Raw genomic sequence first — 23,469 nt, 5'->3', positions numbered from 1 at the left:
ACTTTTGTATTGTTGTGGTTCACAACACACCATAGACTATGGTTTAGTGAAAGTGCAGTCACAAACGAGAGTCCATTGGAGAAGACATGACCATCGCTGACGACATCGACCTGATGGATCTCCGCCCGTTCGCGGCCGGTGTCGATCATGACGTGTTCGCGCGGCTGCGTACCCAGGACCCGTTGCACTGGAACACCGAACCCGACGGGCCGGGGTTCTGGTCGGTGACCCGCTACGAGGACGTCAAGGCCGTGGCCTCCAACGCCGAGGACTTCACCGTCACACAGGGCACGCAGATCGCCAGCCGACGCGCTGAGGGCGAGGGCGCTCGCAGCATCCACCACGTCGATCCGCCCGAGCACGGCAAACTGCGCGGGATCGTCACCCCGCACGTGCGGCCGGTCAAGCTCAAGTCGCTCGAAGGCGACATCGTCGCAGTCATCGACGAGCTGCTCGACGCTCACACCGGCGCAGGCGGCATCGACTTCGTCGCGTCCATAGCCGCGCAGCTCCCGTTGGTGATGATCGGGCGGCTGCTCGGCGCACCGCTCGAGGACTGCCCCAATCTGCTGCGATGGACCAACCAGATGGCCAGTGAGGACCCCGACTACTCCGAGGGCCCGGAGACCGCGGTGGCAGCACGGGACGAGGTCTTCGACTATTTCCGCGGACTGGAGAAGCTGCGTCGCGAATGCCCCGCCGACGATCTCATCAGTGTGCTGACCGCGGCCGAGCTCGACGGCGTACCCCTGTCCCGCGGTTACCTCGACGCCTACTACCTGATCCTGATGGTCGCCGGTAACGAAACAACCCGGAACCTGCTGTCCGGCGGCGTCAACGTCCTCGCCGAGAATCCGCAGTGGTGGGAGTTCATGCGCGAGAACCCCGCCAAGATCAGGGTGGTCGTCGAGGAGATGGTCCGCTGGGTCTCGCCGGTGCTGTCGATGCGCCGTACCGCCACCCGCGACATCGAGATGCACGGCAAGACAATCCGCGAGGGGGACAAGGTCGTGATGTGGTTCTGCTCGGCCAACCGCGACGAGCGCACCTTCGACGACCCGGAGACATTCATCGGCAACCGGTTCCCCAACGAGCACCTCGGCTTCGGATGGGGCGCGCACGCCTGCCTCGGCTCCAACCTCGCGCGCCTGGAGGCACGTCTGTTCTTCACCCGCCTCGTCGAGCGCGGACTCGGCATCACCGTCCTCGATGCGCCGAACCGGTTGCAGAGCAACTTCTTCCGTGGCATCAAGACTCTTCCGGTCCGAATCGAGGCCACTCGATGAGCGCGATCGGCGAACTGGCCGGGATCACCGGCCTCGGGACCGGGCCGGCCGCCCTGATCGGAGACCGGGATCTCGCCGACGGCGCCCCGATCCCGGTGATCAACCCGTTCACCGACCAGGAGATCGGTGCGACCCGTGAAGCCGGGAAGGACATCGTCGACGAGGCGGTGGCCGCCGCGGCGGACGCCCTGCCGGCGTGGGCACAGATGCCGCCGGCGCAGCGAGCCGCCGTCCTGCGGGCGACCGCCGATCTCATCGATCGACGCGGCGACCGGATCGCGGCACTGGTGACCGCCGAAATGGGTATGCCCACCACGCTTTCCACCGCGACACAGCAGGCGCTGCCGGCGACGGTGCTGCGGGCGACCGCGGACGCGGCCGAGAGCTTCCCCTGGGAGCAGGTCGCCGACGGGGCGATCGTGCGCCGCGTGGCCGGCGGTGTCGTGGCGGCGATCACCCCGTGGAACATGCCGGTGCATCAGATCATCGCGAAGGTCGCGGCCGCACTCGCCGCGGGCTGCACCGTCGTTCTCAAACCCGCCGAGGCAACCCCTTTCGACGCCGCCCTCGTCCGCGGGTGCTTCATCGACGCGGGCCTCCCCGCGGGTGCCTTCGCCATCGTCAACGGCACCGGACCGGTCACCGGCCAGGCTCTCGCCGCGCACCCGGACATCGCCCACGTGTCGTTCACCGGCAGCGTCCGCGGTGGCAAGGCTGTCGCCGCAGCGGCCGCGGAGTCGCTGGCACGCACCACACTCGAACTCGGCGGCAAATCCCCCGCCGTTGTCCTACCCGACGCCGACCTCGACGCCGTGGTGCCGCGCATTTTGGCGTCCGGGTTGGTCAATTCCGGCCAGGCGTGCAACGCCACCAGTAGGCTCGTGGTGCCCGCCGCACACGCCGACCGCATCGAGCCCCTGATCGACGCCGCACTCGGACGATTCGTGTTCGGCGACCCGACCGCGCTGGACACCACTCACGGTCCGCTCGCCTCCGCGGCGCACGCGCGACGAGTTCTCGACCGCATCGATGAGGCACGCCGGGTCGGCGCCCGGGTGATCGCCGGTACCGGACAGCGTCTCGGCATCGGCGACTCCCGTTCGTTCGTCTCCCCCATCGTCTTCGGCGATCTCGACCCCACCGCCGCCGCGGTCCGCGAGGAGATCTTCGGCCCCGTACTGGTGGTGCAGTACTACCGCGACGTCACCGAGGCGATCACGCTGGCCAACGACAGCCAGTACGGCCTGTCGGCCGAGGTGTGGTCCGCCGACCGAGATCATGCCCTGGAAGTCGCAACCCAGTTGGAAGTCGGCCAGGTCAAGGTCAACGGTGTACGCACCCGCGAACGGCCGGCCGTGCCCTTCGGGGGACTCAGAAACTCGGGCTACGGACGTGAGCTGGGCAGTGCGGGCATCGCCGAGTTCACCGAGATCCAGGCGGTGATGGCATGACACGTCCGACACCCGCCGCACGCACCGTGGCCGTCACCGGAGCCGCCTCGGGCATCGGCCTCGCGCTGGTACAACGACTTCTCGATCGGGCACCCGGCACGCGAGTAGTCGCCATCGACATCGCCCGCTGCCCGGACGCCCGCGCCCACTCGGTTCTCACAGACCTGTCCGACTTGGAAGCGGTTGCAGCACTTGAGCTGCCCGACCACATCGACGCGCTGGCCAATGTCGCCGGGGTCCCCGGCACCGCCCCGGCGGAGACGGTCCTGGCGGTCAACACCCTGGGTCTGCGGGCCCTGACGTTCCGTGCACTCGAGCGGATGTCCGCGGGCGGCGCCGTCGTCAACGTCGCCTCGATCGCGGCGCACCGGAACACGCTGACACACGACGACATCGTCGGCCTGCTCGCCGTACGGGATCGAGAAGAACTGCGCGCCTGGCTGTCCCGGGTGCAGATCGACGGCCCCGCGGCCTACGACACCTCCAAGCGCGCGGTCGTCGACTGGACGGTCGCACTGTCGGCGTCGTTGCAGTCCCGAGGGATTCGGGCACTGTCGGTCAGTCCCGGCCCGACCGACACCCCAATCCTGTCGGATTTCGAACAGTCGATGGGCGCGGAGGCCATCGCGCGATCGGCGTCGATGGTCGGCCGTCACGGCACGGCGGCCGAGTCGGCGTCGGTGATTGACTTCCTGCTCAGCCCGGATGCCGCCTGGGTCAACGGCATCGACGTGCCCGTCGAGGGCGGTCTCACCGCACTGCGCGCCGCAGCCATCCCCCTTCCCCTCTCTCGACCCCGCGCCCGGGTCGACATCGCCGAGTGAAAGGCCCACTGATGACCACACCCGCTGTCCTCGCACTGGACGGAACCGCGCCGGCCGATCGAGAGCTGCTCGGCGGCAAGGCCTACAGCGTGAACCGCATGCGGTCGCTGGGATTGCCGGTCCCGCCGGCCTTCGCCATCACCACGCCCGTCTGCGCCCAGTTCACCGAAGGAGGCGGTCAGCTTCCCATTCACGTCTGGGAGGGGGTACTCGGCCAGCTCCGCGTCTTGGAGCAGCAGACCGGAAAGCTATTCGGCGCCGGTCCGTTTCCGTTGCTCGTATCGGTGCGCTCGGGCGCTGCCCAGAGCATGCCCGGCATGATGGACACCGTGCTCAACCTCGGTCTCACCCGCGAGCTGACCGCCCAGCTCGCCGAGGCGACCGGCGACCCCGACTGGGCGCTCGACACCTGGGAGCGGTTCTGCGCCGGGTACGGCGAGATCGTGCTCGGCGACGCCACCGCGGCACCACCCGCCGATCCGTATGACCAGCTGCGCGAGGCGATCGGTGCCGTGTTCGGTTCGTGGAGCAACGAACGCGTCGCCGCCTACCGGCGTCACCACGGACTGGGTGAGGGTGGCGGCACCGCGGTGACCGTCCAGGCCATGGTGTTCGGCAACCGTGACGATCAGTCCGGGACCGGCGTGGTGTTCAGCCGCGACCCGGCCACCGGCGCACCCGAGCTGTTCGGCGAATGGCTCGCCCGGGCACAGGGCGAGGACGTCGTCTCCGGCGAGCGGACACCCGAGAGCATCGACTCCTTCCGGACCCACTCGCCCCACCTGCACGCCGAACTCGCCACCATCGCGAAAACGCTCGAGAACGAACACCGCGATCTCGTCGACATCGAGTTCACGGTCGAGAGCGGCACGTTGTACATGCTGCAGTGCCGCTCGGGGAAGCGCTCCGCGCGTGCCGCGGTCCGCATCGCCGTCGACCTCGTCCGCGAGGGACTCATCAGCCGGGACGACGCCATCGGGCGTATCAGCGCCGAGCAGGCGAAGTCGTTGTCGCAGAACAACTCGGCGGACATCTCCGCCGACGTGCTCGCCACCGGCACGGGCGCCGGGCCCGGCGCCGCGGTCGGTGTCGTGTACACCGACACCGACGACGCGTGTGCCGCCGCGACCCGCGGCGAGCGCGTCGTCCTCGTCCGTCCCTCCACGTCGCCGGCCGATGTGCCCGCGATGTTCGACTCCGTGGCGGTAGTCACCGAGGTCGGCGGCACCACGTCGCACGCAGCCCTGGTCTGCCGCGAGATCGGAGTGCCGTGCGTGGTCGGGTGCGGCACCGGGCTGACCGGCACCCTCGCCGGGCAGACTGTCACCGTCGACGGGTCGACCGGAAAGATCTACGCCGGTAACGCTCTCGGTGCCGAGCAGTCCGTCGACGAGCACGTCGAGGAGCTGCTGTCGTATCTGCCCGAGGCGCTCCCGGCCGAGCATCCACTGGCCCAGCTGATGACCGCACGATCTCTGCAGGGGGCCTGATGAGCACCGACACCGGACCGGACGCACACACGCACGACGGGATCGACGCGGCCTACTCGGCGGCCGGTTTGCTCGACCACACCGCGGCCCCGGCCAAACGGGCGAACAAGCGCGGTGAGCAGACGCGCGACAAACTGGTCAAGGCAGCCACCGAGTGCTTCACCGAGTACGGATACACCCGCACCCGGATCTCCGACATCACGCACCGCGCCGAGATCTCCCAGGGCAACTTCTATCGTCATTTCGTCAGCCTCGACGACATCTTCCTCGCCGCGCTCCGACCGTCCCTGCTGGAACTGGCGAACGCACGACTGCGTCCCGATCGCGCCCAGGGCGAATTGCAGTCGCTGATCGAGGTCAACACCACCTATCTGCAGGCCTATGCCCGCAGCCGACACATGCTGCGACTGCTCCGTGAGGCGGCGGCGGCCAGCGAGAACCGGGGATTCCAGCAGCTCTGGCTCAATCTGCGGGGCGACTTCGTGCGGCGCACCGAACGCTGGCTCGACCGGCTCGTCGCCAACGGCACCATCGAGGCCTGCGACACCGAGCTGCTCGCCGAGACCCTGGGTTGCGCCACCGAACAGATGGCCTACATCCACGTCGGCCTGCCGGCCAGCACACCGCGACGCGAACGCCTCGAGGCACTCGGCACCGCGCTCGGCGAACTCTGGTACCGCGTTCTCCCGCTCACCTCCAGGACCACGGCATGACCCGCTCCGTCACCTCGACCGTCGAGCGCACCCTCGGGGTCGACGTGACCGTCACCGCGGTGCGCGACGAGACGTCGGAGGCACGCACGATCGTGCTGGACTTCCCCGCGGGCACCGACTATCGGCCCGGACAGTTCGTCACCGTGCGCATCCCGAGCGAGCGCACCGGCTCCGTTGCGCGCAGCTATTCGCTGTCGACCGCGCCGGGGGTGGACGCCGCCCCGGCGATCACCGTCAAGCGAACCCGAGATGGCTATGGATCGAACTGGTTGTGCGACAACGCCGAACCCGGCCTGACCCTGCACGTCATCCCGCCATCGGGGGTTTTCACGCCGCACTCCTGGGCGCACCCGTTGTACCTGTTCGCGGCCGGCAGCGGCGTGACGCCGGTGATGTCGATCCTGCGCTCGGCCCTCGAATCCCACGACACGACGGTGACCCTGTTCTACGCCAACCGCGACCGCGAGTCGACGATCTTCGCCGAGGCGATCGACGGGCTGGCCGAGCGTCATCCCGGGCGGTTGAGGGTGCATCACTGGCTGGAGGCCGACCGGGGGTTACCCACCACGGACGCGATCGGCGACGTGGTCGCCGGCGTCGGTGACTGCGAGGCCTTCATCTGCGGTCCGGCGCCGTTCATGGACCTCGTCGAGCACACCCTCGGCGAGCGTGGACTGCAGCACGAGGCGATTCATGTCGAGAGGTACGTGTCGTTGACCGGCGACCCGTTCACCCTCACGACACACGACGACGAGCCCGACGCCCACGAGGTCACCGTGCACATCGACGGTGACGTCCGCGCGGTCCGCTGCGGTTCGGACACCGTGCTGCTCGACGCACTGCTCGCCGCCGACGTCGACGCGCCGTACTCCTGCCGGGAAGGTGACTGCGGGTCGTGTGTGGCCCGCCTGACCGCAGGCGACGTCGACCACGGCAACGGCATCGCGTTGGAACCCGAGGACATCGACGAGGGCTACCTGCTGACGTGTCAGGCGACCCCGAAGGGCCCGGTCGTCATCGAGTTCGACTGATCAGATCCCGAGATCCGGCGCCTGCGAGCACTCCTCGTCGGTGACCGGTTGCAGCCACTGCACGACATCGTGGTCGTCGTCGCCCTCGTTGATCGCGAGGTGGACCATCAGGCGGGTGGGGGCGGCTCCGTGCCAGTGCTCCTCGTCGGCTTCGAAGAGGACGCGATCGCCGGGGCGGATGACCTCGATGGGGCCACCGCGCCGCTGGCACAGGCCGATTCCCTCGGTGACGAAGACCGTCTGGCTGAGCGGGTGCCGGTGCCAGTGCGTCCGCGCCCCCGGCATGAAATGGACGAGGCTTGCCGACACCCGGGACGGCGGTGGCGAGGCGGCCGCCGCATCGATGTAGACGTCGCCGGTGAACCAGTCTGCGGGTCCTTTGACGGTGTCGATGGAACTGCGAGTGATCTTCATGCTGAACACCTTTCGTTTGCCGTGGGTACCGACCGAGGTCAGACGGTGAGCAGTACCTTGGTCGCGCGGCGCTCGTCCATGGCGCGGTATCCCTCGGCGGCGTCGTCGAGCGGGAGGGTGAGGTCGAAGACCTTGCCGGGATCGATCTCTCGTTTCCAGATCAGGTCGATCAGGTCGGGGAGGAAGCGTCGGACCGGGGCGGGCCCGCCGTGCAGGTGGACGCCGGAGAAGAACAGCTCCAGGCCGGGGAGTTCGACGTCGTGCGAGACACCGACGTAGCCCACATGGCCACCGGGCCGGGTCGACCGGATGGCCTGCATCATCGACTCCTGCGTGCCGACGGCTTCGATGACCGAATGCGCGCCGAGACCGTCGGTGAGTTCCTTGATCCGCGCCACGCCCTCGTCGCCACGTTCGGCCACGATGTCGGTCGCCCCGAAGTCGCGCGCGAGCGCCTGGCGGTCCGCGTGGCGACTCATCGCGATGATGCGGTCCGCGCCCAACTGCTTCGCGGCCAGCACACCGAGCAGCCCGACCGCGCCGTCGCCGACGACGGCCACGGTCTTTCCCGGCCCCACCTTGGCCGCAACGGCACCGAACCAGCCGGTCCCGAGCACGTCCGACGCCGCAAGTAGCGACGGGATGAGGTCGGCGTCGGGCTGACCGGGTGTTGCGACGAGAGTGCCGTCGGCGTGCGGGATCCGCGCGTACTCGGCCTGGGTGCCCAGAGCACCCATCGGCTCGGCGTGCACGCACCGGGACTGATAGCCGACGCGGCAGATCTCGCAGGTGTTGTCCGAGGCGAAGAACGACCCCACCACGAAGTCACCCACCTTGATCGACGACACCTGGTCCCCGACCTCGGTCACGGTGCCGACGTACTCGTGGCCCATCGGGGCGTGGTCGACGTCTTCGATGCCGCGGTACGGCCAGAGATCCGACCCGCAGACGCAGGTCGCGGCGACCTTGATGATCGCGTCGGTCGGCTCCTGGATGGTCGGGTTCTCGCGATCGTCCACCCGGATGGTGCCGGGGGCGTCCATGATCACTCCACGCATGTGTTCTCCTTCTCGGTCGGGTCCGCCGCCTGTGCGCCCCCAGGGGAGCGCACGACGGCAGCTGCGGTCACCCATCAAGGCAACCGCATGCGTCGCGTCCGTGACAGTTCCTGTCGGGAGGTGTACTGACAGGGCACCCCTGGAGGCCGCCGCCCGTCCTACGCTGGGCACATGGACAACCGTGCCGAGGTCCGCGATTTCCTGATGTCGCGGCGCGCGAAGATCTCGCCCGAGACCGCGGGGCTTCCGGCCGGCGGTAATCGCCGAGTACCCGGTCTTCGACGCAGCGAGGTGGCGACCCTCGCCGGGGTGAGCGTCGAGTACTACTCCCGCTTGGAACGGGGCACCATCGCCGGTGCGTCGTCGTCGGTTCTCGAATCGCTCGCACGAGCACTGCAGCTCGACGACACCGAGCGCGCCCACCTTCTCGACCTCGCTCGCGCGGCCGACGGCATTCCGGCGTCCGGGCGTACCCGTCGTCGCTCGTCGAAGGGCACCACGACGCGCAACAGTCTGCACTGGGCTCTGGGAGCGATCACCGACGCCGTCGCCTTCGTGCGCGACTCGCATCAGGACGTGCTGGCCACCAACCCTCTTGGCCGCGCCTTCTATTCGCCGGTCATCGGCGACGGTGGCCGCACCCCCAACCTGGCTCGGTTCCAGTTCCTCGATCCGGCAAGCCGCGACTTCTATCCGGACTGGGACCTGTTCGCCGAGATGTGCGTCGCGATCATGCGGGCAGAGGCGGGTCGCGATCCCCACGACAAGGCCTTACAGGATCTGGTAGGCGAGTTGTCCACGCGCAGTGACACTTTCCGTGCCCTGTGGGCCGCGCATGACGTCCGCACCCACGGCGCCGGGACCAAGCGCTTCCACCACCCGGTGGTCGGCGAACTGACCCTGGCCTATGAGGAACTCGCCGTCACCGCCGACCCCGGCACGATCCTGATGATCTACACCGCCGAGCCCGGCTCCCCCAGCGCCGAGCGCCTGCAACTGCTGGCCTCCTACGCCGCCAGTGAGGTCGCCGAGTTCTGATCGGCGGCGGTCCGCCCATTCAGCTGTGGAGCGCCACGCGCCGTGCTAGATGTTACAGAGATACAAAGTATGTGTCATTGCCACATTCAGCAGAACCGACGAGGTGCAGCCCCACCATGTTGAACCGAGAAGTGTTGCAAGACAGCCTGTCCCTGGTCGTCGACGACGAGCACAAGCTGATGCTCGACTTCTACGACCGATTGTTCGCCGAACATCCGGAGGTCCGGCCGATGTTCGGCGCCGACCTCCGACCACAGGCCACGATGCTGCAGCAGGCCATAGCCGCGGTCCTCGACCACCTCGACGACGCCGAGTGGCTCGGCCGCACACTCGGCGCGCTGGGGCGTCGGCACAACGACCTCGGTGTCACGCCCGAGATGTACGACTGGGTGGCCGGTGCGCTCATCGCGACGATGGCCGAACGCGGCGGCGCGGAGTGGACCGACGATATGACCGCCGCCTGGAACGACGCCCTCGGTGCGGTCGCCGGCCTGATGCTCGACGCGTATCCGGCCGTCGCCGACTGAACCGGGGCGGCCGGTCGCCGCCACCGAATGTCTACTTTTGCGGACTTATCTCGCTGTGTCCTGAGTCATAGCTTCTGATGTGTACCTCTCACGTCACACAGGAGTTCCGATGACCAGACTGAAGTTCGGCACGTTCCTCGCCCCGATCCACGAACCGGGACAGAACCCGACGCTGCTGCTGCAGCGGGATCTCGAATTCGTCCAGTACCTCGAGCAATTGGGATACGACGAGGCGTGGTTCGGAGAGCATCATTCCGCGGGCGCCGAGATCTACGCGTCGCCCGAGATCATGATCGCGGCCGCAGGGGAACGCACCAGCCGCATCAAACTCGGCACGGGCGTCACCTCGGTCTCGTACCACAACCCGCTCTGGGCGGCCGAACGCATGATCATGCTCGATCACCTGACCCGCGGCCGCGCCCTGTTCGGCCTCGGACCCGGATCGCTCCCGACCGACGCCGCGATGCTGGGCCTCTCCCAGATCGACACCCGGGAGTTGCTCGCGGAGAACACCGACATCATCATGCGCCTCCTCCGCGGCGAGACGGTGACGGCCAAGACCCGCACCCACGAACTGTTCGACGCGAAGATCCAGATGGCCCCCTACTCGGATCCGCTGTTCGACGTCGTGGTCGCCGCGATCGCGTCGCCGACCGGCGCGCGACTCGCCGGCAAGTACGGTATCGGCCTGCTGTCGATCGCTGCCACGCTGACCGCCGACGGTTTCAGTGCACTGCAACATCATTGGGGTCTGCTCGAGGAGTTCGCCGCCCAGGCGGGACGCAGCGACGAGGTGGACCGGTCGACCTGGCGACTGGTCGGGCCCTTCCACATCGCGGAGACCAAGGAGCAGGCCTACAAGGATGTCGAGCACGGCATCGAGTACTGGTTCAACTACCTCCAGCACGTGGCGGCCTTCCCGCAGATGGACGTCCGCGGCACCAACAAGCACGAGATGATCGACTTCATCAACACCTCCGGCATCGGCGTCATCGGCACCGCCGACGAGGCACGTGCACAGGTCCAGCGCCTGATCGACCAGTCCGGCGGTTTCGGCACGCTGCTGATCCAGGGTCACGACTGGGCGAACCCGCAGGCCACCCGACGCTCCTACGAATTGTTCGCCCAGGACGTCATGCCGTATTTCCAGGGGCAGGCGCAACCGATGATCGACGCCGCGGCGCGCGCCCAGGCGGTCCGCGAAGGCCAAGCGGCCGAACACGTCAAGGCCGTCGAGCACATGACCAAGAAGTACGAAGCCGAACTGGGACGGGTGTGACATGGCGAGCATCGAAGTGACCAAGGACTTCCCGCTGTCCGCCGGGGACGTGTGGTCGTGGATCGGTGACACCGGCGGTGTGGCGGCGTGGATTCCGGCCATCGACGCATCGCGGATGGACGGCGACGTCCGTCACGTGGTCTTCACCGACGGCGCACCGGCGCGCGAGCGCATCGTCGCCTTCGACGAGGAGGCGCGCACGTACTCCTACGAGTACATCGACGGCCCGCTCCCGCTCGAGCACTACCGCTCGACCATCTCGGTCACGGCAGTCGGCGACGACACCTGCTCGGTTCACTGGTCAGCGAAGTTCGGCGCCGAATCCGCAACGGTGGAAACCGAACTCGCCACCGCGATCGAAGGTATCTACGCGGCCGCCCTCGACGAGTTGGCCACCAAGGCCGTCCCGGCCTGATCCCGGTTGCCCGGCGGGTGCGTGCGTCCTTGACCCGCACCCGCCGCGGCCGCATCGGAAGGACTTCCATGAACACCAGTCACATCGCCGACGACGTCGCGTCCGTGCACGCCGATGACCAGGCGTCGGTCCGCGACCGATTCCGTGAAGTGCTCGCGCACTTCGGTTCCGGCGTCGTAATCATCACGTCGGCCGGCCCGGACGGTTCGCCCGTGGGCATGACCGTCGGCTCCTTCACCTCGATCTCGATGGAGCCGCCGCTGGTCGGCTTCTTCGCCGGCATCACCTCGACGACGCTGCCGTCGGTCGTGGCGAACGGCTCCTTCTGCGCGAATGTGCTGTCCGAGGATCAGCATGTCCTGGCGCGCACCTTCGCCCGGAGCGGCGCCGACAAGTTCGCGGGCGTGGAATGGACCCTGTCCGGCAACGGCTCCCCTCGGCTGGCGGGTGCACATGCGTGGATCGAATGCACCATCGACGAGCACCGCCCGATCGGCGATCACGAGCTCGTCGTGGGACGGGTCGACGCCCTCTCCGTTCCCGCTGCCAGCGAACCGTTGATCTTCCATCGCTCGCTGTTCCACGGATTGCGGGCACACCGATGAGCCACGAGGACCGTGTGCCCACGGACAGCTCCGCCGGCGTCGAACGGTGTCTCGACCAGCTCCGCCTCGGGCGTCCGGTCATCGTCGTCGACGACGCCGACCGCGAGAACGAGGCCGATCTCGTGATGCCGGCACAATTCGCCGACGTCGACGACATCGCCTTCTTCCTCGAGTTCACCTCCGGCTTCCTGTGCGTCGCGATGACCGCGGATCGTGTTGCCGCACTGGAACTACCTCCGATGGTCGACGACCCGACCGACCCCCTCGGCACCGCGTTCACCGTGAGCGTCGATGCCGCGGTCGGTGTCACGACCGGAATCAGCGCGGCCGACCGGGCGCGGACCATCCGCGCCCTTGCCGACCGCGAGGTCGGTCCGAAAGACCTCACCCGGCCGGGCCACGTGATGCCATTGCGTGCCAGGCCGGGCGGGGTCCTGGAGCGTCGCGGACACACCGAGGCAGCCGTGGACCTCTGCGCCGCAGCCGGTCTCGAACCTGCCGGTCTCATCTGCGAACTCGTCAGCCCCGACCGGCGCGCGATGCTCGGCGGGGCAGACGTCCGGGACTTCGCCGCGCGTCACGGACTCGCGGTGATCTCCATCGCCGATCTGGTGGCCCACCGCCGCGCAGGCCGCTCGGTGGAACGGGGCGCGACCTGCGCGCTGCCGACCGATCACGGCATCTTCCAGGCCACCGTGTACCGATCATCGAGTGGCGCGGAACATCTCGCACTCGTGCGCGGCGAGCCCACGCAGGGCGAACCGCTCGTGCGCATCCACAGCGAATGCCTCACCGGAGACACGCTCGGCTCGCGCCGATGCGACTGCGGTGCACAGCTGCGAGCCGCACTCCAGCACGTTGCGGACGCCGGAGCCGGGGTCGTGGTGTACGTCGGCGGACACGAGGGACGCGGCATCGGTCTGGCGGCCAAGATCGCCGCCTACCGACTCCAGGACCTCGACGGCGTCGACACCGTCGACGCGAACCTGCGTCTCGGTCAGCCCGTCGACAGCCGGGACTATCGGGACGCGGCGGCGGTGCTGGACGATCTCGGCATCCGACGAGTCCGGTTGCTGACCAACAATCCGGCCAAGGTCGACGGGCTGTCCTCTCACGGCATCGAGGTCATCGAGACGGTCGGACTCGAGATCGAGGCCACCGCGGACAACGCCGGATATCTCGCCACCAAGCGTGACCGGCTCGGCCACCGGCTGACGCCGTCCGTGGCAGCGACATCGACGGCGGTGGTCTGAATGACAGACGAGAAGAACACGGAGAGAGCCGGATTCGGCTCGCTGTTCGAGCGGGTGACGGTGATGCACGCGACCGACCGGTGGGCCGGCGTCGCCGGTGACGTCGAAGCCGTGTTGGGAGCACCCAGGTTCTCCGACGGGTCGGCCTGGGCGGCCTGGGATGCGCTGAGCGTCTCAGACGAGACCGACGGGCCGGCCTGGTCACTCCTCGCGCGGACCGCCGATCTGGCAGCCACGATCGACGTCGCGCGATCACTGGGCTGGCATGTCGGCGAGAGGTCGGTGGGCGGCCACGAGACGCGGGTGCCCCTGCGTTCACCGAACGGGCTGACCGTCGTCGCGTACACACCGACGCCTGCCCCGTGACCGCGCCGGGAGTCACCGCTGCGCCGGGCCGCTCAGCGAGCCCGCCGGCGCGAACGCAGCACCGCGGTCGCGAGCTCGGCCCGGTTGCGCAACCCGGCGGCGTCGAAGATGCGGCTCACGTACTTCTTGACCGACAGCTCCGACAGCGACAGGCGCTGGGCGATCTCGGCGTTGCTCAGGCCGTCGCTGACGAGTTCGGCGACCTCGAGCTGTCGCGGCGTGAGTGCTGCCAGCGGATCGACGGGCTCGTGCGCCGCGGACACCGTCGTGGATCGAGCCCGCAGCTGCCGCGCGAGGATGCGCATCGCGAGCAGGTCCGATTCGTCCCACTTCCGGACGCGGTCGAACATGCCGACGAGGGCCTCACCGTCGGAGAGCGGCAGGTGCAGGGCCGACGCGGTCTCCATGTCGTTGGGGTGCAGATAGTCCACGACATAGGAGCGCTGCGGGACCGGCAGGCGCGACAGTTCTTCGAGGGTCGCGAATCCCTCGGCCGTGAGGACCCGCCGAGCGCGCGGCAGCGCGAAGATGTCCTTGTCGCGCCATCGTTCGCGGTAGTCCCGCAACAGCGGGGCCGCGGCGCCGGTCAGCAGCGGTGCCGGGTCGTCGAAGATCTCGCTGTAGGTGCGGCCGTGGAAGAACGTCACGTCACGAACCCCGAAGTACGTGGAGATGGCCTCGACCAGGCCCTCTTTGAAGTCCTGACCGCCGGCCGCGTGTTCGCACTGCTCGAGAACCGCCAGGACCCCGAGCATCTGCCGACGCGACAGCAGGTCCTGCCATCCCCCGCGAGGCGACATCGGATCGGCGCCGGGCCTGCGTCGGGCGCCCGGCTCAGAACTACCGCGCATAGCTACGAACAGTACCCATCGACCCGTGACCAGCGGTCCGGGTCGCCCAATCCCACCGGATCGAGAGGCACCCGCCCATGACGACGACTCCTCCCCTCGGCACCGACCTGATCGGCGCGGCGCGGTCGCACTCGCTCGGCGACATCCCGCGCAGGTCGGCCGCTCGGACGCCCGACAAGCCCGCCGTCATCCACCGTGACACCCGCCTGACCTTCCGGGAGTTCGACGACGCGGTCGACCGGTTCGCCGCCGCGTTGCACGCCGCCGGCCTGCGGCAGGGGCAGACCCTCGGCATCCTGTCGCACAACTGCTGGCAGTTTCCCGTGGTCATCTTCGCCGCCGCGCGGATCGGGGTCATCTCGGTCCCGATCAACTTCATGCTCACCGCGGCGGAGATCGCGTACATCCTCGAGGACTGCGGCGCGTCCGGCCTGATCGTCGAAGACGCGCTCGTGCCCACCGCCGACGAGGCGATCGCCGCATCCACCGCACCGGTGACCGTGCGTCGGTCGATCCCGCTCGGTCCCGGCCTTTCCGACTCCCGATGGCCGTCCGTCGACGACTGGGTGCGCGAACCGGCCGGGCCGCTGCCCGATGTCCGCGTCGCCGACGACGACGTCATCCGCATCATGTACACCTCCGGCACCGAATCCCGACCGAAGGGCGCCATGCACACGAGCCGGACGCTCATGTGGCAGTACATGAGTTGCGTGGTCTCGGGCGGGATGAGCGACGACGACATAGAGGTTCACTCGCTTCCGCTCTACCACTGCGCGCAACTGGACAACTTTCTGATCACCGACATCATGCTGGGCGCGACCAGCATCATCCTCGACCGTCCCGACACCGCAACGCTCCTCCGGACGGTGGCGCAGGAGGGTGCGACCAAACTCTTCTGCCCGCCGACCGTGTGGATCTCGTTGCTGAGTTCCCCCGACTTCGACCCGGATGCGCTGTCGTCGCTGCGCAAGGGCTACTACGGGGCCTCCGCGCTCCCCGTCGAGGTGCTGGGCGAACTGACCGCCGCCCTCCCCGCCCTCCGCCTGCGAAACTTCTACGGCCAGACCGAGATGGGCTCGCTCGCCACGGTTCTGGCGCCCGACGATCAGACCACGCGCGGCGGTTCCGCCGGCCGCCCCGCCCTGAACGTCGAGACGCGGGTCGTCGACTCCGACGGCCGGACCGTCCCTGCGGGTACCGTCGGCGAGATCGTGCATCGCAGCCCGCAGGTGACCGTCGGCTACCTCAATCTGCCCGAGAAGACGGCCGAGTCGTTCCGCGGGGGCTGGTTCCACAGCGGCGATCTCGGTTACTTCGACGGCGACGGATACCTGTGGGTGGTCGATCGGCAGAAGGACATGATCAAGACCGGCGGCGAGAACGTGTCGAGCCGCGAGGTCGAGGAAGTGTTGTTCGAACACCCTGCCGTGCAGGAAGCAGCGGTCATCGGCGTTCCGCATCCCTACTGGGTGGAAGCCGTTGCGGCGGTGGTGGTACCGGCCCCCGGGTACACGATCGACCCGGGATCGATCACCCAGCACTGCCAAGACCGGCTCGCGCCATACAAGATCCCGAAGATCGTGATCGCGAGCGAGTCCCTGCCCAAGAACCCCAGCGGCAAGATCCTCAAGCGCGACCTCCGTGACCACTACGCCGACGTCGCCTCAGGTGATGGCTGAACCCGCTGGTTCTCAACCGGTTCAGCTCGCCTCGAGCCGTTCGACTATCCCGCGATCTCCATCGACCCGCACGCGGTCTCCCGTCCGCAACACCTGGGTGCCCACCAGGGTGTTCACGACGCACGGCAGTCCGTACTCGCGGGCGACCACCGCGCCGTGCGAGACCGAACTGCCGATGTCGGTGACCAGCGCACCGATGACGGTGAAGTACGGCGTCCAGCCGACGTCGGTGACGGGTGCCACGAGGATCTCGCCGCGCTGGACATCACGCGCCTCCACGATCGACTTCGCCACGCGCACCACGCCTTCGACGGTTCCCCGGCCCGCCGGTCGACCCACGATCCGGCCATCGCCGACATTCCGCTCGGCAGCCACGACGCGCGGGGACGGGCGGCCGACCGACACATCGTCGAACTCGAGCCGATCCTGGTACGACAACGCTTCTCGACGCTTCCGCGCGCTCTCGACGAGGTCGGTGACGTCGCCGGCGCCGACGACCCGGTGCAGCTCCGCCCGATCGAAGAAGAAGACGAGGTCGGCGTCGGGAAGCCGTCCGGTCTCGGCCAGCACCTCGCCGAGGTGCCGGTACCCTCGCTTGAGCCGATGGGCCATCAGCGCCATCCGCGACTTCGTCTCCTCGCGTCCTCGCGCACCCCCCTGCGCCAGGCGGGCGAGAAGCCTGATCGCGGCGGGCGGCGTTTCGTCGCCAGCCGCCGGGGCCGAATTCCGAACGGCGGGGTCGAGCGCAGACCGCAGCATCACCTGCATCATCGCCCCCAGACCACCGGGGTCGTCGGCCCAGGACGGGTCGCGCATACACAGTTCGCGGTACCCGCGGTGACCGTGCCGCTCGAGGAAACACTGCAACGCGCGACCGGCGTCACCGGAGGCCGACCGCAGCCCGGCGACCGCCACGTCCGGTGCGGCGGAGAGGAACTCCTCGGCCACCGCGGAATCGGCGGCGATCGTCCGTACGACGGCATCGAGTTCGGCGAGCATCAGTGCGCTCTCGACGTCGGAAGCGCCGGCCATGAGCCGGGCGGCCTCGGCCTTGCCGTCGCCCTCGGTGCGGCCGTCCTTCTCCGCGCGCCGGACCAGCACGCTCTCGAGCACATTCGCCGCGACGGCAGCGCGTGAGGACGACCGCACATGGATGAGGGTGACGTCACAGTACTGGGCGACCCCAGCTTCCAGCTCCTGCCATACGATCCGGGGGTCGCGGCTCGTCGGCACCGCGAACCCGGCGATCTCACCGGGCAGTCGACGGATGGCGGGACCGACCGACAGCGCATGCGAGGTCAGCCGGACGGTGTTCCCGAGCTTGCGCCGGAACGGTTGTGGCGGCTTGGGTTCGAGTTCGTCGATGACCCGCCCGCAGATCGAGGTCGAGAACTGTTCCAGCGAGTTCCCGAGGATGCCGGAACTCAGCGCCGTGCCCTCGGTCAGGTTCAGGAACATGTGCCCGTAGAAGTAACCCACCTGCAGCCAGGGCTTCTCGTATCGCTCCTGTGCCCGGGCGACCACCTGCACCATCTGCATCGCGTAGTCGATCGCGAACCCGGAGACCGATGCGGTCAGCGGACAGAACGCGCCCGGCATCATCTCGCCGATGTTGCATCGTGTGTAGACATGGTCGGCGCCGGCCACCGACGAGTCCATCTCGTTGAGGTCACCGGGCAGCGTGGTGATCGGCCGGGCCTGCAACCACCAGATTTCACCGGATTTGTCGATGGCCCATTCGAGGTCCATCGGCCGGCCCCACTCCTGCTCGGCCCGGCGGGCGCCGGACTGGATCGCCGCGATCTCGACCGGCGACAGAACCGGCGCCGCAACGGTTTCGTTGACGACCGCGGTTCCGTCGGCATCGAGCACGACGTGATCGGGAGCAACCGTCCCGTCAACGAGCGCCTCGCCGAGTCCGGAAACGACGTCGATCACCGTCAGGTCCCGCCGACCTGAGACCGGGTCCGCGGTGAACACCACGCCCGCGGCGCGCGCATCGACCATCCGCTGGACCACCACATTCATGGTGGCCGAGGCATTCCCGCTGTACGACGACGCGCGGAGCGAGTGCACCGAGTCGGCACAGGCGCGAACCGCGTCGACGAAGCGGTCGACGGTGTCGACCCCCAGCACGGTGTCGTACTGACCGGCGAAGGACTGGTCGTCCCCGTCCTCCCCCACGGCCGAGGACCGGACCGCGACCGGTGTCCATCCGGCGGCGGCCATCTCGTCGAATCGTGCTGTCGCAGCGTCGGACACCCCGGACGCGCCGGCGATGACGTACCCGGGCGGAACCGGGAGACCCAGGCGCCGCAGACGTGCGAGTCCGGCCGCCTTGCCGCCGTACCGGTCGTCGGTGATCTCCTCGAATTCGACCGTTTGCGAACTCATCTCGCCTCACCACTCAGGGAGTCGACGATCTCGGCCAGCGGTTCCACACCGATGGGTCCCGGTTGATAGAGGCAGATGCGGTCCGACACACCGTCGACGCGGTCGCGGATGTGTGCGGCGATCTCGGCCGGAGTGCCGCAGGCGGCGATGGTGTGGAGGATCTCGTCGTCGATGAGTCCGGCCATCTCCTGCCAGCGTCCCTGTTTGGACATCGTGTTGAGTTCCGGCTGCAGGTCGCCCCATCCGTGCGCATCGAGCACGGGCCGGTATGCGGGAGTGGAACCGTAGAACGCCAACAGCATTCGCGTCGAGGCATGGTCGTCCGTCACATTCGGCCCGCTCGCTCCGCTCCCGGCGCCGGACGCGTCCGAACCGACCGAGACGATGATCTCGGGCACCACCTCGAAGTCGTCCTCGCTCCGACCGGCTGCCGCGAGACCGTCGCGGACCGCGGGCAGCGTCGTGCCGTGCAGGAACCGCTTCGACCCGAACGGCATCACCAGCAGGCCGTCCGCGACCTCCGCGGTGGCACGGGTCAGGCGGGGCCCCAGCGCGCCCAGGTAGATCGGTGGCGGCCCGTACGGGTTGGGGCCGGGCACGAAGGTCGGCGTCATCAGGGTGTGCCGGTGGTACTGACCCCGGAAGTCCAGACGCTCACCGTCGTTCCACGTCGCGAAGATCGCGCGCAGGGCACCGACCATCTCCTTCATCCGCTCCACCGGACGATCGAACTCGGTGCCGTATCGCTTCTCGATCTGCGCGCGCACCTGGGTGCCCAGTCCGAGAATGAACCGTCCCTCGCTGAGCAGCTGCAGGTCGTTCGCCTGATGAGCCAGTTGAATCGGGTTGCGCGGGAGCGCGATCGCCACATTCGACATGATGTCGAGCCCGTCGACCGCTGTCGCGAGCGCGAGCGGCGTGAACACGTCGTGCGGACCTTCGAAGGTGAACACCCCCGACGCGCCGGCCTCCTGCAACGCCCGCGCGCGATCGACTGCTCCGACCGGATCGAACAATGCCGTCATGATCTTCATGTCGATGTCCTAGCCGATCACATCGGTCCAGTCGGAGAATCCCGACGGGTGATGAGGACCGATGACGCCGTGCTCGAACAGACCGGCACCATGCCGGACGGTGCCGTCCGGTTCGGTACAGACGGCCGACCCGACGTGGTCGATCAGACTGAAGGGCGCCCGCGCCATCACCTCCGGGTCGGTGAGGTCGAAGCTGACGCGTTCGGCGAACGGTCCGTCTCTCCATGTGCCGTGTCCCCACGACGAGTCGCCGCCGTACCCCGATCCGAACGCGATGGGAGCGAACAGTTTCGACTCCACGTCGAGGACGACCCGGTCACCGGCACGGGTCAGGAACTCGACGTGCGCGCCCCGGGGAATCCGTGTGCCCGGCGTGTAATCGATGGCGACGCGCACACCGTCGAGTTGCTCGACGCGACCGTCCCGCCAGCGCCGCGTGCAGTCGTAGAGACTGCGATGACCGTCCGGATCCTCCTGCAGGATCAGGAACAACTGGAAGTCGTCGAAGGCCAACGGCAGGTACAGCCACCACATGCCGCGGAAGGCGGCGTCGGGCCGGCCCGCGGGTTCGGACTCACCGACGGGGCGGATGCCCCACGACCGGTCCCGGCTCGCCACGCTGGTGTCGTACTCGACCGTCAACCGCTCCCCGTCGACATCGATCCATCCCTGCCAGCTGCCCACTTGCGCAAACCGGCACGCCTGCAGGGTGACCCGCCGTTCGGTGAGCATGTCGTGCGGCTTCTCCAGCGCCGCGGGGAAGAGACCGCGGAAGGTCAGATCGGCGGAGATTCCCTCGGTCTCGGCCAGCGTCAGATGTAGCTCCTGCAACGGCTCCAGCACATCCAGGCGGTAGCCGTTGACGTTCTGCCGCAGGCGGTCGTCGTCGATGGCGTCGCTCAGGTGCACCGCGGTCTGAGTATCCCCGCGCCGGACGACGAAGTAGGCGTCCTTGACCCCGAGCCGCGGGTAGTATCCGATGCCGGTCAGCGCCATGAACCGGCCCTCGCGGTCGAGGACGTTGAAGTACGAACGGTCGTAGAAGTTCCGGTCGGAGGTCGCCGGCCAGGTGATCGGCGCCGGTGCCTGATGAATCGGATATTCGTCGAGTGGACTGAGTTCCACGGACCCTCCCATAATACGATGCACACCGTATTGCATCTATGCTGGGTCCCATGACAGCAGATGGCCGGAGGGAACACAAGAGGTCGAACCCTGCGTCGCCCGGACGGCCCCGCGACGGGCGGATCGATGCCGCGATCATCGCGGCCACCCGCGAACTCATCCTGGAGACGGGCTACCCGGCGCTGTCCCTCTCGGCGATCGCGGCCCGCGCGGGCACCACCACCGCGGCCATCTACCGGCGCTGGTCCGGCAAGGCCCAGCTCGTCCACGAAGCAGTTCTGGCCGCCGAAACCCTGGAACCGCCAACGGGTTCGGGCGACGCCCGACAGGACATCCGGGCGCTCGTCGAGATCGTGCGGGCGATGTTCAACCGGCCTGAGGTGCGCGTGGCGCTTCCGGGTCTCATCGCCGACACCGTGGCCTCACCCGAGCTGCACAGTAAGATGATCGCCCGGCTCGCCGGCGACCTCACCGCCTTCGAATCCCGGTTCGGTCAGGAACGCCGGGGCGACGACCGGTTGCCCATGCTCGCGGAGGTCGTCGCCGGCACCGCGATCTTCCGCATCCTCATCCGCAGCGACGCCGCACTCGACGACGCGTGGGTCGAGGAGATGGTCGAGCTGATCACCGAGCGGTGGCCGTCGTCATGACGTCGTACTGACGACACGCGCCGAGGGCCGTGCAGCCTCACCCCGGTCAGCGGACCGATCGCGGTGTCCGTAAGGTCGAAATTCGGACACTTCATCGACTGCCGCCATCATCGAGCGCACAAATCTGGGACCAAGGGAGTCACATGTTCCGCAACGCCTGGCGTGAACTGCACAAACCGGTATTCCTGACCGCGTCCGCCCTCATCTTCGGCCTGATCATGTTCGCGGTGATCTACGCGGGGACCGCCGCGGACGCTTTCGAGAATCTCAACAAGTGGATCACCGACGGCGTGGGCTGGTGGTACGTCCTGATCGCCACCGGCTTCGTCCTGTTCGCGGTGTACTGCGCGATCAGCCGGATCGGCACCATCAAGCTCGGTGAGGACGACGAGGACCCCGAGTTCGGGGTGCTCTCCTGGTTCGCCATGCTCTTCGCTGCCGGGATGGGCATCGGACTCGTGTTCTACGGCGTGGCCGAGCCTCTCTCGCACTACGTGAACCCGCCCGAGGCCGGCGGCATCCCGGGTGGCACCGACGCCGCGGCCAATCAGGCGATGGAACTGACGCTCTATCACTGGGGTCTGCACGCCTGGGCGATCTACGTCGTCGTCGGACTCGGCCTGGCCTACATGACCTTCCGCAAGGGACGGCCGTTGTCCGTCCGGTGGCTGCTCGAGCCGCTCCTCGGCCGCGAACGCGTCGAGGGCTGGCTGGGTCACGCGGTCGACATCGTCGCCATCGTCGGCACTCTGTTCGGCGTCGCGACCTCGCTTGGCTTCGGCATCCAGCAGATCAGCGCCGGTCTCGATTACCTCGGATGGGTCGACGTCAACAACTGGATCATCGTCGCGCTGATCATCGGTATCACCGGCCTGGCCATCTTCTCGGTGGTCACCGGGGTGACCAAGGGCCTGCGGTGGCTGTCCAACCTCAACATGGCCGTCGCGGCGGCACTGACCGTCTTCGTCCTGCTCCTCGGTTCGACGCTCTTTCTCATCCAGTCGTGGGTGCAGAACATCGGCAACTACATCCAGGCCTTCCCAGATCTGATGCTGCGCACGGCGCCGTTCACCGACGACGGCTGGGAGGGCGCGTGGACGATCTTCTACTGGGGCTGGTGGATCAGCTGGGCGCCGTTCGTCGGTATGTTCATCGCGCGGATCTCGCGGGGCCGGACGATCCGGCAGTTCATCGGTGGCGTGCTCATCATGCCGACCCTGGTCAGCACCATATGGTTCACCGTGTTCGGCGACTCGGGCATCCTGCGGCAGATGGAGTTCGGCGACATGCTCGTCGACGGCGAGGTCGACACGAACACGTCGTTGTTCCAGCTCCTCGACACCTTGCCGATGTCGGCCATCAGCAGCGTCGTCGCAATCGTCATCGTCGTGCTGTTCTTCGTCACGTCTTCGGACTCGGGGTCGTTGGTCATCGACATGCTGGCTACCGGCGGCAAGATCGACACCCCGAAACTCACCCGCGTCTACTGGGCGTCGCTGCAGGGCGTGGCGGCCGCGGTCCTGCTGCTGGTCGGCGGCACCAGTTCGCTGACCGCGCTCCAGACGATGTCGATCGCCACGGCGGTGCCGTTCTCCATCGTCATGGTGCTGGCGTGCATCTCGCTGCTCCGTGCGTTCCACTACGACGTCGCGGTCCGTCCGCGGTATGTGCAACTGAGCACAACCGAACCCGTCGAGGGGTCCGCGGATACTGCGGACATGTCGGCGGCGCAGCACCATCGTCACCGCAGGGCACGCCAGCCGGTGTCGGCGACCTTCGCGGGCCTGCCCGGCGAGGGAGCGGTCCGCAATCGCGACGGATCGCCCATGGTGCTCGCAGTCCGTGAGGTGCCGCATCATGCGGTGACGGTCAATCCAGAGACCGGCTCGTTCGCGGTGTCCGAAGGGCACGAACCGGAGAACCCCCTCGGGGACGACCCGACCGAGAAGAGCTGAACAGCGTCGGTCCATGATCGTCGCGCGGGGT

The 23,469-nt window shown here is 68.1% G+C and carries 22 protein-coding genes; 16 read left to right on the top strand and 6 right to left on the bottom strand.

Going from position 1 to position 23,469, the window contains the following annotated elements:
- Nucleotides 1–86: 86 nt before the first annotated feature.
- From B1818_RS19815 to B1818_RS19790, 6 genes are read left to right on the top strand one after another with little or no spacing between them, the layout of a single operon-like run.
- Complete coding sequence (locus B1818_RS19815; RefSeq protein ID WP_058249691.1) at nucleotides 87–1,286, top strand: cytochrome P450; 1,200 nt, start codon at nucleotides 87–89, stop codon at nucleotides 1,284–1,286.
- Nucleotides 1,283–2,737: an aldehyde dehydrogenase family protein gene (locus B1818_RS19810; RefSeq protein ID WP_058249690.1), complete on the top strand. Its 1,455-nt coding sequence runs from the start codon at nucleotides 1,283–1,285 to the stop codon at nucleotides 2,735–2,737. Before B1818_RS19815 ends, B1818_RS19810 begins: the two co-directional genes overlap by 4 nt.
- On the top strand, nucleotides 2,734–3,561 hold the full coding sequence (locus B1818_RS19805) for an SDR family oxidoreductase (protein ID WP_078113741.1): 828 nt from the start codon (nucleotides 2,734–2,736) through the stop codon (nucleotides 3,559–3,561). Before B1818_RS19810 ends, B1818_RS19805 begins: the two co-directional genes overlap by 4 nt.
- Nucleotides 3,562–3,572: 11 nt before the next feature.
- Complete coding sequence (locus tag B1818_RS19800) at nucleotides 3,573–5,051, top strand: pyruvate, phosphate dikinase (RefSeq protein ID WP_058249688.1); 1,479 nt, start codon at nucleotides 3,573–3,575, stop codon at nucleotides 5,049–5,051.
- Nucleotides 5,051–5,764 (top strand): TetR/AcrR family transcriptional regulator, encoded by a 714-nt coding sequence (locus B1818_RS19795; protein ID WP_058249687.1) that lies wholly within the window; start codon nucleotides 5,051–5,053, stop codon nucleotides 5,762–5,764. The genes B1818_RS19800 and B1818_RS19795 overlap by 1 nt, the downstream gene beginning before the upstream one ends.
- Nucleotides 5,761–6,795 (top strand): ferredoxin--NADP reductase, encoded by a 1,035-nt coding sequence (locus B1818_RS19790; protein WP_058249686.1) that lies wholly within the window; start codon nucleotides 5,761–5,763, stop codon nucleotides 6,793–6,795. Before B1818_RS19795 ends, B1818_RS19790 begins: the two co-directional genes overlap by 4 nt.
- On the opposite strand, the gene B1818_RS19785 is transcribed toward B1818_RS19790, so the two are convergent.
- Together B1818_RS19785 and B1818_RS19780 are read right to left on the bottom strand one after the other, a co-directional pair.
- Nucleotides 6,796–7,209 (bottom strand): cupin domain-containing protein, encoded by a 414-nt coding sequence (locus B1818_RS19785; protein ID WP_078113791.1) that lies wholly within the window; start codon nucleotides 7,207–7,209, stop codon nucleotides 6,796–6,798.
- Nucleotides 7,210–7,247: 38 nt separating this feature from the next.
- Complete coding sequence (locus B1818_RS19780) at nucleotides 7,248–8,267, bottom strand: zinc-dependent alcohol dehydrogenase family protein (protein WP_078113740.1); 1,020 nt, start codon at nucleotides 8,265–8,267, stop codon at nucleotides 7,248–7,250.
- Between the two features lie 171 nt (nucleotides 8,268–8,438).
- Here B1818_RS19780 and B1818_RS19775 point away from each other — a divergent pair, with 171 nt between their 5' ends.
- The 7 genes from B1818_RS19775 (at nucleotide 8,439) to B1818_RS19745 (ending at nucleotide 13,750) form a co-directional block, all read left to right on the top strand.
- Nucleotides 8,439–9,305: a helix-turn-helix transcriptional regulator gene (locus tag B1818_RS19775; RefSeq protein ID WP_078113739.1), complete on the top strand. Its 867-nt coding sequence runs from the start codon at nucleotides 8,439–8,441 to the stop codon at nucleotides 9,303–9,305.
- Nucleotides 9,306–9,421: 116 nt separating this feature from the next.
- Nucleotides 9,422–9,832 (top strand): globin domain-containing protein, encoded by a 411-nt coding sequence (locus tag B1818_RS19770; RefSeq protein ID WP_078113738.1) that lies wholly within the window; start codon nucleotides 9,422–9,424, stop codon nucleotides 9,830–9,832.
- A 109-nt stretch (nucleotides 9,833–9,941) separates the two neighbouring features.
- Nucleotides 9,942–11,111, top strand: coding sequence for an LLM class flavin-dependent oxidoreductase (locus tag B1818_RS19765; RefSeq protein ID WP_058249683.1), 1,170 nt, complete (start codon nucleotides 9,942–9,944; stop codon nucleotides 11,109–11,111).
- 1 nt (nucleotide 11,112) lies between these two features.
- Complete coding sequence (locus B1818_RS19760; protein ID WP_058249682.1) at nucleotides 11,113–11,526, top strand: SRPBCC family protein; 414 nt, start codon at nucleotides 11,113–11,115, stop codon at nucleotides 11,524–11,526.
- A gap of 68 nt (nucleotides 11,527–11,594) precedes the next feature.
- Entirely contained in the window at nucleotides 11,595–12,131 is a 537-nt protein-coding gene (locus B1818_RS19755; RefSeq protein WP_078113737.1) for a flavin reductase family protein, read from the top strand.
- Nucleotides 12,128–13,384, top strand: coding sequence for a 3,4-dihydroxy-2-butanone-4-phosphate synthase (gene ribB, locus B1818_RS19750; protein ID WP_078113736.1), 1,257 nt, complete (start codon nucleotides 12,128–12,130; stop codon nucleotides 13,382–13,384). The genes B1818_RS19755 and ribB overlap by 4 nt, the downstream gene beginning before the upstream one ends.
- Complete coding sequence (locus B1818_RS19745; RefSeq protein ID WP_058249680.1) at nucleotides 13,385–13,750, top strand: hypothetical protein; 366 nt, start codon at nucleotides 13,385–13,387, stop codon at nucleotides 13,748–13,750.
- A 32-nt stretch (nucleotides 13,751–13,782) separates the two neighbouring features.
- Here the strand turns inward: B1818_RS19745 and B1818_RS19740 are convergent, their stop codons facing one another.
- On the bottom strand, nucleotides 13,783–14,601 hold the full coding sequence (locus B1818_RS19740; protein ID WP_242697038.1) for a LuxR C-terminal-related transcriptional regulator: 819 nt from the start codon (nucleotides 14,599–14,601) through the stop codon (nucleotides 13,783–13,785).
- Nucleotides 14,602–14,678: 77 nt separating this feature from the next.
- On the opposite strand from B1818_RS19740, the gene B1818_RS19735 reads away from it, so the two are divergent.
- Nucleotides 14,679–16,280: a fatty acyl-CoA synthetase gene (locus B1818_RS19735; RefSeq protein ID WP_078113734.1), complete on the top strand. Its 1,602-nt coding sequence runs from the start codon at nucleotides 14,679–14,681 to the stop codon at nucleotides 16,278–16,280.
- A 21-nt stretch (nucleotides 16,281–16,301) separates the two neighbouring features.
- Here B1818_RS19735 and B1818_RS19730 read toward each other — a convergent pair whose 3' ends face one another.
- From B1818_RS19730 to B1818_RS19720, 3 genes are read right to left on the bottom strand one after another with little or no spacing between them, the layout of a single operon-like run.
- Nucleotides 16,302–18,674, bottom strand: coding sequence for a PEP/pyruvate-binding domain-containing protein (locus B1818_RS19730; RefSeq protein ID WP_078113733.1), 2,373 nt, complete (start codon nucleotides 18,672–18,674; stop codon nucleotides 16,302–16,304).
- Complete coding sequence (locus B1818_RS19725) at nucleotides 18,671–19,708, bottom strand: TIGR03617 family F420-dependent LLM class oxidoreductase (protein WP_058249677.1); 1,038 nt, start codon at nucleotides 19,706–19,708, stop codon at nucleotides 18,671–18,673. The genes B1818_RS19730 and B1818_RS19725 overlap by 4 nt, the downstream gene beginning before the upstream one ends.
- A gap of 9 nt (nucleotides 19,709–19,717) precedes the next feature.
- Nucleotides 19,718–20,833, bottom strand: a complete 1,116-nt coding sequence (locus tag B1818_RS19720) for a hypothetical protein (protein WP_058249676.1) — start codon at nucleotides 20,831–20,833, stop codon at nucleotides 19,718–19,720.
- A gap of 50 nt (nucleotides 20,834–20,883) precedes the next feature.
- On the opposite strand from B1818_RS19720, the gene B1818_RS19715 reads away from it, so the two are divergent.
- Both B1818_RS19715 and B1818_RS19710 read left to right on the top strand, forming a co-directional pair.
- On the top strand, nucleotides 20,884–21,483 hold the full coding sequence (locus B1818_RS19715) for a TetR-like C-terminal domain-containing protein (protein ID WP_078113790.1): 600 nt from the start codon (nucleotides 20,884–20,886) through the stop codon (nucleotides 21,481–21,483).
- Nucleotides 21,484–21,626: 143 nt separating this feature from the next.
- A complete protein-coding gene (locus tag B1818_RS19710) occupies nucleotides 21,627–23,438 on the top strand; it encodes a BCCT family transporter (RefSeq protein ID WP_078113732.1) in 1,812 nt (603 codons plus the stop codon).
- Nucleotides 23,439–23,469: the final 31 nt, after the last annotated feature.

Origin of the sequence: Gordonia sp. IITR100 (assembly GCF_002009645.1) — a bacterium.
Taxonomy (GTDB): Bacteria; Actinomycetota; Actinomycetes; order Mycobacteriales; family Mycobacteriaceae; genus Gordonia; species Gordonia hongkongensis.
Note: the sequence above shows the minus strand (reverse complement) of the source record. Positions and strands in the feature narration are given on the sequence as shown.

Excerpts from the sequence above, each read along its gene's own strand:
- B1818_RS19725 (WP_058249677.1), bottom strand. The coding sequence starts at position 19,708 with ATGAAGATCATGACGGCATTGTTCGATCCGGTCGGAGCAGTCGATCGC.
- B1818_RS19815 (WP_058249691.1), top strand. The coding sequence starts at position 87 with ATGACCATCGCTGACGACATCGACCTGATGGATCTCCGCCCGTTCGCG.
- B1818_RS19745 (WP_058249680.1), top strand. The coding sequence starts at position 13,385 with ATGACAGACGAGAAGAACACGGAGAGAGCCGGATTCGGCTCGCTGTTC.
- B1818_RS19805 (WP_078113741.1), top strand. The coding sequence starts at position 2,734 with ATGACACGTCCGACACCCGCCGCACGCACCGTGGCCGTCACCGGAGCC.
- B1818_RS19715 (WP_078113790.1), top strand. The coding sequence starts at position 20,884 with ATGACAGCAGATGGCCGGAGGGAACACAAGAGGTCGAACCCTGCGTCG.
- B1818_RS19775 (WP_078113739.1), top strand. The coding sequence starts at position 8,439 with ATGGACAACCGTGCCGAGGTCCGCGATTTCCTGATGTCGCGGCGCGCG.
- B1818_RS19795 (WP_058249687.1), top strand. The coding sequence starts at position 5,051 with ATGAGCACCGACACCGGACCGGACGCACACACGCACGACGGGATCGAC.
- B1818_RS19730 (WP_078113733.1), bottom strand. The coding sequence starts at position 18,674 with ATGAGTTCGCAAACGGTCGAATTCGAGGAGATCACCGACGACCGGTAC.
- B1818_RS19755 (WP_078113737.1), top strand. The coding sequence starts at position 11,595 with ATGAACACCAGTCACATCGCCGACGACGTCGCGTCCGTGCACGCCGAT.
- B1818_RS19785 (WP_078113791.1), bottom strand. The coding sequence starts at position 7,209 with ATGAAGATCACTCGCAGTTCCATCGACACCGTCAAAGGACCCGCAGAC.
- B1818_RS19760 (WP_058249682.1), top strand. The coding sequence starts at position 11,113 with ATGGCGAGCATCGAAGTGACCAAGGACTTCCCGCTGTCCGCCGGGGAC.
- B1818_RS19740 (WP_242697038.1), bottom strand. The coding sequence starts at position 14,601 with ATGCGCGGTAGTTCTGAGCCGGGCGCCCGACGCAGGCCCGGCGCCGAT.
- B1818_RS19800 (WP_058249688.1), top strand. The coding sequence starts at position 3,573 with ATGACCACACCCGCTGTCCTCGCACTGGACGGAACCGCGCCGGCCGAT.
- B1818_RS19780 (WP_078113740.1), bottom strand. The coding sequence starts at position 8,267 with ATGCGTGGAGTGATCATGGACGCCCCCGGCACCATCCGGGTGGACGAT.
- B1818_RS19790 (WP_058249686.1), top strand. The coding sequence starts at position 5,761 with ATGACCCGCTCCGTCACCTCGACCGTCGAGCGCACCCTCGGGGTCGAC.
- B1818_RS19810 (WP_058249690.1), top strand. The coding sequence starts at position 1,283 with ATGAGCGCGATCGGCGAACTGGCCGGGATCACCGGCCTCGGGACCGGG.
- B1818_RS19770 (WP_078113738.1), top strand. The coding sequence starts at position 9,422 with ATGTTGAACCGAGAAGTGTTGCAAGACAGCCTGTCCCTGGTCGTCGAC.
- B1818_RS19710 (WP_078113732.1), top strand. The coding sequence starts at position 21,627 with ATGTTCCGCAACGCCTGGCGTGAACTGCACAAACCGGTATTCCTGACC.
- B1818_RS19735 (WP_078113734.1), top strand. The coding sequence starts at position 14,679 with ATGACGACGACTCCTCCCCTCGGCACCGACCTGATCGGCGCGGCGCGG.
- B1818_RS19765 (WP_058249683.1), top strand. The coding sequence starts at position 9,942 with ATGACCAGACTGAAGTTCGGCACGTTCCTCGCCCCGATCCACGAACCG.
- ribB (WP_078113736.1), top strand. The coding sequence starts at position 12,128 with ATGAGCCACGAGGACCGTGTGCCCACGGACAGCTCCGCCGGCGTCGAA.